At 66.3% G+C, this 12565-nt stretch carries 7 protein-coding genes; all 7 read left to right on the top strand.

Features of this window, described 5'->3' with window-relative positions; all coding sequences use genetic code 11:
• Positions 1 to 60: 60 nt before the first annotated feature.
• The 7 genes from nusG (at position 61) to OHS16_RS12310 (ending at position 12274) form a co-directional block, all read left to right on the top strand.
• On the top strand, positions 61 to 951 hold the full coding sequence (gene nusG / locus OHS16_RS12340; protein ID WP_328537230.1) for a transcription termination/antitermination protein NusG: 891 nt from the start codon (positions 61 to 63) through the stop codon (positions 949 to 951).
• Positions 952 to 1127: 176 nt separating this feature from the next.
• Entirely contained in the window at positions 1128 to 1562 is a 435-nt protein-coding gene (rplK, locus tag OHS16_RS12335) for a 50S ribosomal protein L11 (protein WP_328537229.1), read from the top strand.
• 82 nt (positions 1563 to 1644) lie between these two features.
• Positions 1645 to 2367: a 50S ribosomal protein L1 gene (gene rplA, locus OHS16_RS12330; RefSeq protein WP_328537228.1), complete on the top strand. Its 723-nt coding sequence runs from the start codon at positions 1645 to 1647 to the stop codon at positions 2365 to 2367.
• Positions 2368 to 3185: 818 nt separating this feature from the next.
• Complete coding sequence (rplJ, locus tag OHS16_RS12325; RefSeq protein WP_328537227.1) at positions 3186 to 3743, top strand: 50S ribosomal protein L10; 558 nt, start codon at positions 3186 to 3188, stop codon at positions 3741 to 3743.
• 82 nt (positions 3744 to 3825) lie between these two features.
• The gene (gene rplL / locus OHS16_RS12320; RefSeq protein WP_328537226.1) at positions 3826 to 4209 is read left to right on the top strand and encodes a 50S ribosomal protein L7/L12; all 384 of its coding nucleotides are present in this window, start codon (positions 3826 to 3828) and stop codon (positions 4207 to 4209) included.
• Between the two features lie 554 nt (positions 4210 to 4763).
• The gene (rpoB, locus tag OHS16_RS12315; RefSeq protein ID WP_328537225.1) at positions 4764 to 8246 is read left to right on the top strand and encodes a DNA-directed RNA polymerase subunit beta; all 3483 of its coding nucleotides are present in this window, start codon (positions 4764 to 4766) and stop codon (positions 8244 to 8246) included.
• Between the two features lie 128 nt (positions 8247 to 8374).
• On the top strand, positions 8375 to 12274 hold the full coding sequence (locus OHS16_RS12310; RefSeq protein WP_328537224.1) for a DNA-directed RNA polymerase subunit beta': 3900 nt from the start codon (positions 8375 to 8377) through the stop codon (positions 12272 to 12274).
• Positions 12275 to 12565: the final 291 nt, after the last annotated feature.

Here is a 12565-nt window from a genome sequence, read left to right as displayed (position 1 = left end):
CCCGAGCGGCGCTCCTTTCGCATGTTCCACCCGATTTGTATCCAGGAAGAAGCAGCCACCGTGTCTGACCCGAATCTGAACGAGGCCGTCGAGCCGGGCGAAAGCTTCGAGTCCGCGGAGGACGAGCTCGACATCGTCGAGGCGGCGGATGCTGTGGAGCCGGACCAGGCAGAAGCCGCTGACGCCGTTGCCGGCGAGCCCGCCGAAGAGGCCGCAGTGCACACCGAGGGCGAGGCCGTCGCCGAGGCCGAGACCGCTGAGGACGAAGAGGCCGTCGAAGCCGAAGCCGAGGCCGGCGACGACGAGCAGGCCGAGGCCGAGGACGTGCCCCCCGTCGACCCGGTGGAGGCCCTGCGCCAGGAGCTTCGCGGACTGCCCGGCGAGTGGTACGTCATCCACACGTACGCCGGTTACGAGAAGCGTGTGAAGGCGAACCTGGAGCAGCGTGCCGTCTCGCTGAACGTCGAGGAGTTCATCTACCAGGCCGAAGTGCCCGAGGAAGAGATCGTCCAGATCAAGAACGGCGAGCGCAAGAACGTCCGCCAGAACAAGCTTCCCGGTTACGTCCTGGTCCGTATGGACCTCACCAACGAGTCCTGGGGCGTGGTCCGCAACACCCCCGGCGTCACCGGATTCGTCGGCAACGCCTACGACCCGTACCCGCTGACCCTGGACGAGATCGTCAAGATGCTCGCCCCGGAGGCGGAGGAGAAGGCGGCCCGCGAGGCGGCCGAGGCCGAGGGCAAGCCGGCTCCGTCCCGCAAGGTCGAGGTCCAGGTGCTGGACTTCGAGGTCGGCGACTCGGTCACCGTCACCGACGGCCCGTTCGCGACGCTGCAGGCGACGATCAACGAGATCAACGCCGACTCGAAGAAGGTCAAGGGTCTCGTCGAGATCTTCGGCCGGGAGACCCCGGTCGAGCTCAGCTTCGACCAGATCCAGAAGAACTGACGCTTCGTCGAGCTTCCGGACACAAGCCTTCCAAGCAGGTCAGACGGGCTCTCGCAGCCGGTCTGACCTGCTTGGTTTTTGGTCGCGCAGCTATACCCGTTATCGTTGTGCGGTATGCCTCCATCCGGATGACCGGATCGGCGGCTGAACACTCTCACTAGGACCCGGAGAGAGCAATGCCTCCCAAGAAGAAGAAGGTCACGGGGCTTATCAAGCTCCAGATCAAGGCCGGTGCGGCCAACCCGGCTCCGCCGGTCGGCCCCGCACTGGGTCAGCACGGCGTCAACATCATGGAGTTCTGCAAGGCCTACAACGCCGCGACCGAGTCGCAGCGTGGCATGGTCGTGCCGGTGGAGATCACGGTCTACGAGGACCGTTCCTTCACCTTCATCACGAAGACTCCGCCGGCCGCGAAGCTGATCCTCAAGGCCGCAGGTGTGGAGAAGGGCTCCGGCGAGCCTCACAAGACCAAGGTCGCGAAGCTCACCGCCGACCAGGTCCGCGAGATCGCCACGACCAAGCTTCCCGACCTGAACGCCAACGACCTCGACGCCGCGTCGAAGATCATCGCTGGCACCGCCCGTTCGATGGGCATCACGGTCGAGGGCTGATCCAGCCCCCCCCCGTAGCACCACAGTGGCAGGGCCAGCGCCGGCCCGGACCACGACTCCCACTCCACATCTAGGAGCAGAAGTGAAGCGCAGCAAGACTCTCCGCGCTGCGGACGCCAAGGTCGACGCGGACAAGCTGTATGCCCCGCTCGAGGCCGTCCGTCTCGCCAAGGACACCACCGCGACCAAGTTCGACGGCACCGTCGAGGTCGCCATGCGTCTGGGTGTTGACCCCCGCAAGGCGGACCAGATGGTCCGTGGCACCGTGAACCTGCCGCACGGCACCGGCAAGACCGCCCGGGTCCTGGTCTTCGCGACCGGTGACCGTGCTGCGGCCGCGGAGGCCGCGGGCGCCGACATCGTCGGCGCCGACGAGCTCATCGACGAGGTTGCGAAGGGCCGTCTGGACTTCGACGCCGTCGTCGCCACCCCGGACCTCATGGGCAAGGTCGGCCGCCTCGGCCGGGTGCTCGGTCCGCGTGGTCTGATGCCCAACCCGAAGACCGGAACGGTCACCCCTGATGTGACGAAGGCTGTCACGGACATCAAGGGCGGCAAGATCGAGTTCCGCGTCGACAAGCACTCGAACCTGCACTTCATCATCGGCAAGGTTTCCTTCGACGAGACGAAGCTGGTCGAGAACTACGCCGCGGCGCTGGAGGAAGTCCTCCGTCTGAAGCCGTCGGCCGCCAAGGGCCGCTACATCAAGAAGGCCACGCTGGCCACCACGATGGGCCCCGGCATCCCGCTGGACGCCAACCGCACCCGCAACCTCCTGGTCGAGGAGGACCCGGCCGCCGTCTGATCCTCCGGGTCGGCAGGCAGCCGCGGTCCACGCGCGTTGTGACAGCCGGGCCCCGCACCTCTTCCGAGGTGCGGGGCCCGGCTTTTTCGATCGCGGTCCCATCGGTGCCCGGAGGCAAGGCACCCCGGCACGGAGCCCGTACGGGTCACCCCGGCCGCCGCTGTGCAGCGCGCCGCCGACAGCCAGGTGCCCACCCGGTGGACCCCGACGGCGGCGGCGCGGACCCGCTCGGTCCCGCCGGCTCCGGGGCGGGCGCTGACCCAGCGGACGAGTCCGCGGCGATGTCCGCCTCCAAGGACCTCAGGAAGGCCGCTACGGAGACCGTGAACGGACGGGCACCACGCACTACGCGGGCACGGTGGCCTTTGACGCGCTGAAGGCGTGGACGACGCGCTGAAGGCGCGGACGCGGGGGCGGGGCGCCGATACGAGCCCGGTCACCGTGAAGACGCCGCCGGCCGCCGGGACGCTGGACCTGGCGGACATGATGGGCGGTGCGAAACGCCGCCTGAGAGGCGCGCTGCCGCCCCGCGGGCAGGCTCGGGAGTGGGCGGGGGGCAGGCGATTTGCCTGGCCCGGACCCGTTCGCGTACTCTCCTCAACGAAGCCAAAGACCGCTGGTCGTTGCCGCGCTCTCGCAAGAGGGTGTGGCGGCCGAAGGATCCGCTGGGTGCGGACGACCTGCGCAGGTGATTTCGTGGAAGTGCTCCCGGACTCTGTCCGGTGGAGCTCACGCCCCGTGCACCTGTGCCGGGGCGTATTTGTTTTGCCCAGCCCCTTCTGAGCGGTCCTCATCACCCGGAAGGAGGCCGACGCTCTATGGCAAGGCCCGACAAGGCTGCCGCGGTAGCCGAGCTCGCGGACCAGTTCCGCAGCTCGAACGCCGCTGTGCTGACCGAGTACCGGGGTCTCACCGTGGCCCAGCTCAAGCAGCTGCGCCGTTCGCTCGGTGAGAACGCCCAGTACGCCGTGGTGAAGAACACGCTGACCAAGATCGCGGCCAACGAGGCCGGGATCAACACGCTGGACGACCTGTTCGCAGGTCCGACGGCGGTTGCCTTCGTCACCGGTGACCCGGTGGAGTCGGCGAAGGGTCTTCGTGACTTCGCCAAGGACAACCCCGATCTGATCATCAAGGGCGGTGTCCTTGATGGTAAGGCGCTGTCCGCCGATGAGATCAAGAAGCTTGCGGACCTCGAGTCCCGCGAGGTTCTGCTCGCCAAGGTGGCCGGTGGGATCAAGGCGTCGATGGCCAAGGCCGCGGCGACTTTCCAGGCCCCGCTGTCGGAGTTCGTCCGCACCGCGGACGCCCTTCGCGCCAAGGCCGAGCAGGGCGGTGCCGGTACGCCGGCTCCCGCCGAGGCCGACGCCGAGTAATTCGGTATCGCGTCACAGCGGGCCCCGTACGCCCGCCGTCATATACACCCGGCACCTGCCGAAAAAGTGGAAGGACGCCATCATGGCGAAGCTGTCCCAGGGCGAGCTGCTTGAGCAGTTCGAGACTCTGACCCTCATCGAGCTCTCCGAGTTCGTCAAGGCCTTCGAGGAGAAGTTCGACGTCAAGGCTGCCGCCCCGGTCGCCGTTGCCGCCGGTGCTGCCGCGGGCGCGCCCGCCGAGGCCGAGGCCGAGCAGGACGAGTTCGACGTCATCCTCACGGGTGCCGGCGACAAGAAGATCCAGGTCATCAAGGTCGTGCGTGAGCTGACCTCGCTGGGTCTCAAGGAGGCCAAGGACCTCGTGGACGGCGCCCCGAAGCCCGTCCTCGAGAAGGTCGCCAAGGACGCCGCCGAGAAGGCTGCCGAGTCCCTCAAGGGCGCCGGCGCCTCCGTCGAGGTCAAGTGACTCCTGAGAGTCTTCTGACTCTCTGAGTACGCCGTGAGGCGTACGACGTCATCGCGAAGGGCGATCACCCATCCGGGTGGTCGCCCTTCGTCGTCCCGTGACGCTTCTGATGGCTGCCTTGCTCTTGCCGTTCCGACGAGTATGGTGATCTTCGTTGTGCGCCGGACCTGGCGCCTTCCGGTGCTCCGGCAGTGCCGCTGAGGGCGGTCCCCGGTGTGTGGGGGCCTTGACGAACCGCACGGAGCGCGCAATTCTCAGGACGCGTCGTCACATCGATCCGTATCCGAGGCATGGATCGGCGACGAAGAGGGAAGCTTTGCCGCAGGTGTTGAGAAGAAGAATGAGGGTCTCAAAAAACCCGCTCTGGACATCAGTGAGCCTAGTGGCTACACTGACCCTTTGCGCTGCCTGTTAGCTGCCTCCTGCCCGTCACCAGGGGCATGCCCTCGCTCGAGCATCGATGATTGATTTCCCTGACCTGGGACGTCTGTCTCCCTGCACGGCTTGGGACCGGTACGCGCGTAGTGAGTCCGAGCCCTCGGAAGGACCCCCTCTTGGCCGCCTCGCGCAACGCCTCGACCTCCAATACGAACAACGCCGCCAGCACCGCCCCGCTGCGCATCTCCTTTGCAAAGATCAGGGAGCCCCTCGAGGTTCCGAACCTCCTTGCGCTGCAGACCGAGAGCTTTGACTGGCTGCTCGGGAACGCCGCTTGGAAGGGTCGCGTCGAGGCCGCTCTCGAGAGTGGACAGGACGTTCCCACCAAGTCCGGTCTGGAAGAGATCTTCGAAGAGATCTCGCCCATCGAGGACTTCTCGGGGTCGATGTCGCTGACGTTCCGCGACCACCGTTTCGAGCCCCCGAAGAACTCGATCGACGAGTGCAAGGACCGCGACTTCACGTTCGCGGCCCCGCTCTTCGTCACAGCCGAGTTCACCAACAACGAGACCGGCGAGATCAAGTCCCAGACGGTCTTCATGGGCGACTTCCCGCTCATGACCAACAAGGGCACCTTCGTCATCAACGGCACCGAGCGTGTCGTGGTGTCCCAGCTGGTGCGCTCGCCGGGTGTCTACTTCGACTCCTCGATCGACAAGACGTCCGACAAGGACATCTTCTCCGCCAAGATCATCCCTTCCCGGGGTGCCTGGCTGGAGATGGAGATCGACAAGCGCGACATGGTCGGTGTCCGCATCGACCGCAAGCGCAAGCAGTCCGTCACCGTGCTCCTCAAGGCCCTCGGCTGGACGACCGAGCAGATCCTCGAGGAGTTCGGCGAGTACGAGTCGATGCGCGCCACCCTGGAGAAGGACCACACCCAGGGCCAGGACGACGCGCTGCTCGACATCTACCGCAAGCTGCGTCCGGGCGAGCCGCCCACGCGTGAGGCTGCTCAGACGCTGCTCGAGAACCTCTACTTCAACCCGAAGCGCTACGACCTCGCCAAGGTCGGCCGCTACAAGGTGAACAAGAAGCTCGGCGCCGAAGAGCCGCTCGACGCCGGTGTGCTCACCAGCGACGACATCATCGCCACCATCAAGTACCTGGTCAAGCTGCACGCGGGCGAGACCGAGACGGTCGGCGAGTCCGGACGTTCGATCGTCGTCGAGACCGACGACATCGACCACTTCGGCAACCGTCGTCTGCGTAACGTCGGCGAGCTCATCCAGAACCAGGTCCGTACGGGCCTGGCCAGGATGGAGCGCGTGGTGCGTGAGCGGATGACGACCCAGGACGTCGAGGCGATCACGCCGCAGACCCTGATCAACATCCGGCCGGTCGTCGCCTCCATCAAGGAGTTCTTCGGCACCAGCCAGCTGTCGCAGTTCATGGACCAGAACAACCCGCTGTCGGGTCTCACCCACAAGCGCCGTCTGTCGGCGCTCGGCCCGGGTGGTCTCTCCCGTGAGCGGGCCGGCTTCGAGGTCCGTGACGTGCACCCGTCCCACTACGGCCGCATGTGCCCGATCGAGACCCCCGAAGGCCCGAACATCGGCCTGATCGGCTCGCTCGCCTCCTACGGCCGGGTCAACGCGTTCGGCTTCGTCGAGACGCCGTACCGCAAGGTCGTCGAAGGTGTCGTCACCGACGACGTCGACTACCTGACCGCCGATGAGGAAGACCGCTTCGTCATCGCCCAGGCCAACGCGACGCTGTCCGAGGAGATGCGGTTCACCGAGCCGCGCGTCCTGGTCCGCCGTCGTGGCGGCGAGGTCGACTACATCCCCGGCGACGACGTCGACTACATGGATGTCTCGCCGCGCCAGATGGTGTCGGTCGCGACCGCCATGATCCCGTTCCTCGAGCACGACGACGCCAACCGTGCCCTGATGGGCGCGAACATGATGCGTCAGGCCGTGCCGCTGATCCAGTCCGAGGCGCCGCTGGTCGGCACCGGCATGGAGTACCGCTGCGCGGTCGACGCCGGTGACGTCCTCAAGGCGGAGAAGGACGGTGTGGTCCAGGAGGTATCCGCGGACTACATCACCATCGCCAACGACGACGGCACGTACTCGACGTACCGCATCGCCAAGTTCTCCCGCTCGAACCAGGGCACATCGGTCAACCAGAAGGTCGTCGTCAACGAGGGCGACCGGGTCATCGAGAACCAGGTTCTGGCCGACGGTCCCGCGACCGAGAACGGCGAGATGGCGCTCGGCAAGAACCTGCTGGTCGCGTTCATGCCGTGGGAGGGTCACAACTACGAGGACGCGATCATCCTGTCGCAGCGCCTCGTGCAGGACGACGTCCTCTCCTCGATCCACATCGAGGAGCACGAGGTCGACGCCCGTGACACCAAGCTCGGCCCGGAGGAGATCACCCGGGACATCCCGAACGTCTCCGAGGAGGTCCTCGCGGACCTCGACGAGCGCGGCATCATCCGTATCGGTGCCGATGTCGTGGCCGGCGACGTCCTGGTCGGGAAGGTCACGCCCAAGGGCGAGACCGAGCTGACCCCGGAGGAGCGTCTGCTCCGTGCGATCTTCGGTGAGAAGGCGCGCGAGGTGCGCGACACCTCGCTGAAGGTGCCGCACGGCGAGATCGGCAAGGTCATCGGCGTCCGCGTCTTCGACCGTGAAGAGGGCGACGAGCTGCCGCCGGGCGTGAACCAGCTGGTCCGCGTCTACGTGGCACAGAAGCGCAAGATCACCGATGGTGACAAGCTCGCCGGCCGTCACGGCAACAAGGGCGTCATCTCGAAGATCCTGCCGATCGAGGACATGCCGTTCCTGGAGGACGGCACCCCGGTCGACATCATCCTCAACCCGCTGGGTGTCCCGTCCCGAATGAACCCGGGACAGGTCCTGGAGATCCACCTCGGCTGGCTCGCCAGCCAGGGCTGGAAGGTCGAGGGCAACGAGGAGTGGATGGAGCGCCTCAAGTCCATCGGCGCCGACGATGTCGCCCCCGGCACCAACGTCGCGACCCCGGTCTTCGACGGTGCCCGCGAGGACGAGATCTCCGGTCTCTTCGAGTCCACGATCCCCAACCGCGACGGCGACCGCATGGTCCTCCCGTCCGGTAAGGCCCGGATGTTCGACGGCCGCTCCGGTGAGCCGTTCCCGGACCCGATCTCGGTCGGGTACATGTACATCCTCAAGCTGCACCACCTGGTCGACGACAAGCTGCACGCCCGTTCGACCGGTCCGTACTCGATGATCACGCAGCAGCCGCTGGGTGGTAAGGCCCAGTTCGGCGGTCAGCGCTTCGGTGAGATGGAGGTGTGGGCGCTCGAGGCTTACGGCGCCGCTTACGCCCTCCAGGAGCTGCTGACGATCAAGTCCGACGACGTGACCGGCCGCGTGAAGGTGTACGAGGCCATCGTCAAGGGCGAGAACATCCCCGAGCCCGGCATTCCTGAGTCCTTCAAGGTCCTCATCAAGGAAATGCAGTCGCTCTGTCTCAACGTGGAGGTGCTGTCCTCGGACGGTATGTCCATCGAGATGCGCGACACGGACGAGGACGTCTTCCGTGCAGCGGAAGAGCTCGGTATCGACCTGTCCCGGCGCGAGCCGAGCAGCGTCGAAGAGGTCTGACGGGTTGGCCGGCCGGATCGCCTGATCCGGCCGGCTCTCCCCGGACCCGTTCAGACCATTGCTGAAGTGCCCATTCCCTCGCTGGCGCGAGGAGGGGCTCGAACCCCCGAAAGAGGGATTGACGACAAGTGCTCGACGTCAACTTCTTCGACGAGCTGCGGATTGGCCTCGCCACCGCGGACGACATCCGGACCTGGTCCCACGGCGAAGTGAAGAAGCCGGAGACCATCAACTACCGCACGCTCAAGCCCGAAAAGGACGGACTCTTCTGCGAGAAGATCTTCGGTCCTACCCGGGACTGGGAGTGCTACTGCGGCAAGTACAAGCGCGTGCGCTTCAAGGGCATCATCTGTGAGCGCTGCGGCGTCGAGGTCACTCGCGCCAAGGTGCGCCGTGAGCGGATGGGCCACATTGAGCTGGCCGCGCCCGTCACGCACATCTGGTACTTCAAGGGCGTCCCGTCCCGTCTGGGATACCTGCTGGACCTCGCGCCGAAGGACCTCGAGAAGGTCATCTACTTCGCCGCGTACATGATCACCTTCGTGGACGAGGAGCGCCGGACGCGCGACCTGCCCTCGCTGGAGGCGCACGTCTCCGTCGAGCGCCAGCAGGTCGAGAACCGCCGCGACTCGGACCTCGAGGCCCGCGCCAAGAAGCTCGAGACCGACCTGGCCGAGCTGGAGGCCGAGGGTGCCAAGGCCGACGTGCGCCGCAAGGTGCGCGAAGGTGCCGAGCGCGAGATGAAGCAGCTGCGTGACCGTGCGCAGCGCGAGATCGACCGTCTCGACGAGGTGTGGAGCCGCTTCAAGAACCTCAAGGTCCAGGACCTCGAGGGCGACGAGCTGCTCTACCGCGAGCTGCGTGACCGCTTCGGCACGTACTTCGACGGCTGCATGGGCGCTGCCGCCCTGCAGAAGCGCCTCGAGTCCTTCGACCTCGACGAGGAGGCCGAGCGCCTCCGCGAGATCATCCGCACCGGCAAGGGCCAGAAGAAGACCCGTGCGCTCAAGCGCCTGAAGGTCGTCTCCGCGTTCCTGCAGACGGCCAACAAGCCCAAGGGCATGGTGCTCGACTGCGTGCCGGTCATCCCGCCGGACCTGCGTCCGATGGTGCAGCTGGACGGTGGCCGCTTCGCGACCTCCGACCTGAACGACCTGTACCGCCGTGTAATCAACCGCAACAACCGCCTCAAGCGTCTCCTTGACCTCGGCGCCCCCGAGATCATCGTGAACAACGAGAAGCGGATGCTGCAGGAGGCCGTCGACGCACTGTTCGACAACGGCCGCCGAGGTCGCCCGGTCACCGGACCCGGTAACCGCCCGCTCAAGTCCCTCAGCGACATGCTGAAGGGCAAGCAGGGTCGTTTCCGTCAGAACCTGCTCGGCAAGCGTGTGGACTACTCCGCGCGTTCCGTGATCGTCGTCGGTCCGCAGCTCAAGCTGCACCAGTGCGGTCTGCCGAAGGCCATGGCACTCGAGCTCTTCAAGCCGTTCGTGATGAAGCGCCTGGTGGACCTGAACCACGCGCAGAACATCAAGTCGGCCAAGCGCATGGTCGAGCGCGGCCGCACCGTGGTGTACGACGTCCTCGAAGAGGTCATCGCCGAGCACCCGGTGCTGCTGAACCGTGCGCCGACCCTGCACCGTCTGGGCATCCAGGCCTTCGAGCCGCAGCTGGTCGAGGGCAAGGCCATTCAGATCCACCCGCTCGTCTGCACCGCGTTCAACGCGGACTTCGACGGTGACCAGATGGCCGTGCACCTGCCCCTCTCGGCAGAGGCGCAGGCAGAGGCCCGCATCCTGATGCTGTCCTCGAACAACATCCTGAAGCCGGCCGACGGCCGTCCCGTCACCATGCCCACCCAGGACATGGTGCTCGGACTGTTCTTCCTCACGACCGACGAGGAGGAGCGCAAGGTCATCGGTGAGGGCCGTTCCTTCGGCTCTGCGGCCGAGGCGATCATGGCGTTCGACAGCCGGGAGCTCTCGCTCCAGGCGAAGGTCGACATCCGCTTCCCGGTGGGCACCATCCCGCCGCGTGGCTGGGTGCCGCCGGTCATCGAGCCGGGCGAGCCCGAGTACCAGCCGGGCGACACCTTCCGGCTGCGTACGACGCTGGGCCGCGCGCTCTTCAACGAGCTGCTGCCCGAGGACTACCCGTTCGTCGACTACTCGGTGGGCAAGAAGCAGCTCTCCGAGATCGTCAACGACCTGGCCGAGCGCTACCCCAAGGTCATCGTGGCGGCGACGCTCGACAACCTGAAGGCGGCCGGTTTCCACTGGGCGACCCGCTCCGGCGTCACCGTCGCCGTTTCGGACATCGTCGTCCCGGAGGCCAAGAAGGCCATCGTCCAGGGCTACGAGGCCCAGGACGAGAAGGTCCAGAAGCAGTACGAGCGCGGTCTGATCACCAAGGACGAGCGCACGCAGGAGCTCATCGCGATCTGGACCAAGGCGACCAACGAGGTTGCCGAGGCGATGAACGCGAACTTCCCCAAGACGAACCCCATCTTCATGATGGTTGACTCGGGTGCCCGAGGAAACATGATGCAGATGCGGCAGATCGCCGGTATGCGTGGTCTGGTGTCGAACGCGAAGAACGAGACCATCCCGCGGCCCATCAAGGCGTCGTTCCGTGAGGGCCTCTCCGTGCTGGAGTACTTCATCTCCACCCACGGTGCCCGTAAGGGTCTCGCGGACACCGCCCTGCGTACCGCCGACTCGGGTTACCTGACCCGTCGTCTGGTGGACGTCTCGCAGGACGTGATCATCCGCGAGGAGGACTGTGGCACCGAGCGCGGTCTGAAGCTCCAGATCGCGGTCAAGGGCGAGGACGGTGTGCTCCGCAAGACGGAGGACGTCGAGACCTCGGTCTACGCCCGGATGCTCGCCGAGGACGTCGTCGTCGACGGCAAGGTCATCGCGCCGGCCAATGTCGACCTGGGCGATGTCCTGATCGACGCGCTGGTCAACGCCGGCGTCGAGGAGGTCAAGACCCGCTCGGTCCTGACCTGTGAGTCCGCGGTCGGCACCTGTGCCTTCTGCTACGGACGTTCGCTGGCCACCGGCAAGCTGGTCGACATCGGTGAGGCGGTCGGCATCATCGCCGCCCAGTCCATCGGTGAGCCCGGTACCCAGCTGACGATGCGTACCTTCCACACCGGTGGTGTGGCGGGTGACGACATCACGCAGGGTCTGCCGCGTGTCGTCGAGCTCTTCGAGGCCCGTACGCCCAAGGGTGTCGCGCCGATCTCCGAGGCCGCGGGCACCGTCCGCATCGAGGAGACGGAGAAGACGAAGAAGCTCGTCGTCACTCCGGACGACGGCAGCGAGGAGACGCCGTTCCCGATCTCCAAGCGTGCCCGTCTGCTGGTGGGCGATGGCGACCGCGTCGAGGTGGGCCAGAAGCTCACCGTGGGTGCCACCAACCCGCACGACGTGCTGCGTATCCTCGGTCAGCGTGCGGTCCAGGTCCACCTGGTCGGCGAAGTCCAGAAGGTCTACAACTCGCAGGGCGTGTCGATCCACGACAAGCACATCGAGATCATCATCCGGCAGATGCTCCGCCGGGTGACGATCATCGAGTCCGGCGATGCCGAGCTGCTGCCCGGCGAGCTCGTCGAGCGCTCGAAGTTCGAGACCGAGAACCGTCGTGTGGTCACGGAAGGCGGCCACCCGGCCTCCGGCCGTCCGCAGCTGATGGGTATCACCAAGGCCTCGCTGGCCACCGAGTCGTGGCTGTCGGCGGCGTCCTTCCAGGAGACGACCAGGGTTCTGACCGACGCGGCGATCAACGCCAAGTCGGACTCCCTGATCGGCCTCAAGGAGAACGTCATCATCGGTAAGCTCATCCCGGCCGGTACGGGTCTCTCCCGCTACCGCAACATCCGGGTGGAGCCCACCGAGGAGGCCAAGGCCGCGATGTACTCGGCCGTCGGTTACGACGACATCGACTACTCGCCGTTCGGCACCGGCTCCGGCCAGGCCGTTCCGCTGGAGGACTACGACTACGGTCCGTACAACCAGTAGCAGCGCGTAGCAGGATCCACAGGGCGGTCATCCTTCGGGATGGCCGCCCTGTGGCGTGGGAACGGCCGGTTTCGGCGCTGTCCGGTCCCGCGCGTCCATAGTTGTTTTGACCGGAGCCGATGCGATAGGTACGCTCTGACCTTGTGCCTGGGGTGTGCCCTGGCTCCTGTGCGTGTCTTCAGCCGCATGACGAGCCGTAAGCAGCCACCGCAATCTGTGTCCTCTCCGCTCTGTCGGCGGGGGTCTGCAGTATTCGACACACCCGACCGCGTGGGTCGGAGATGTTCCAGG

It is taken from the genome of Streptomyces sp. NBC_00344 (assembly GCF_036088315.1).
Lineage (GTDB): Bacteria > Actinomycetota > Actinomycetes > Streptomycetales > Streptomycetaceae > Streptomyces.
This window is presented reverse-complemented; position numbering and strand designations above follow the sequence as displayed.

Bases quoted from the DNA above. Each gene is read 5' to 3' on its own strand.
- rplL (WP_328537226.1), top strand. From the start codon at position 3,826: ATGGCGAAGCTGTCCCAGGGCGAGCTGCTTGAGCAGTTCGAGACTCTG.
- rplK (WP_328537229.1), top strand. From the start codon at position 1,128: ATGCCTCCCAAGAAGAAGAAGGTCACGGGGCTTATCAAGCTCCAGATC.
- rplJ (WP_328537227.1), top strand. From the start codon at position 3,186: ATGGCAAGGCCCGACAAGGCTGCCGCGGTAGCCGAGCTCGCGGACCAG.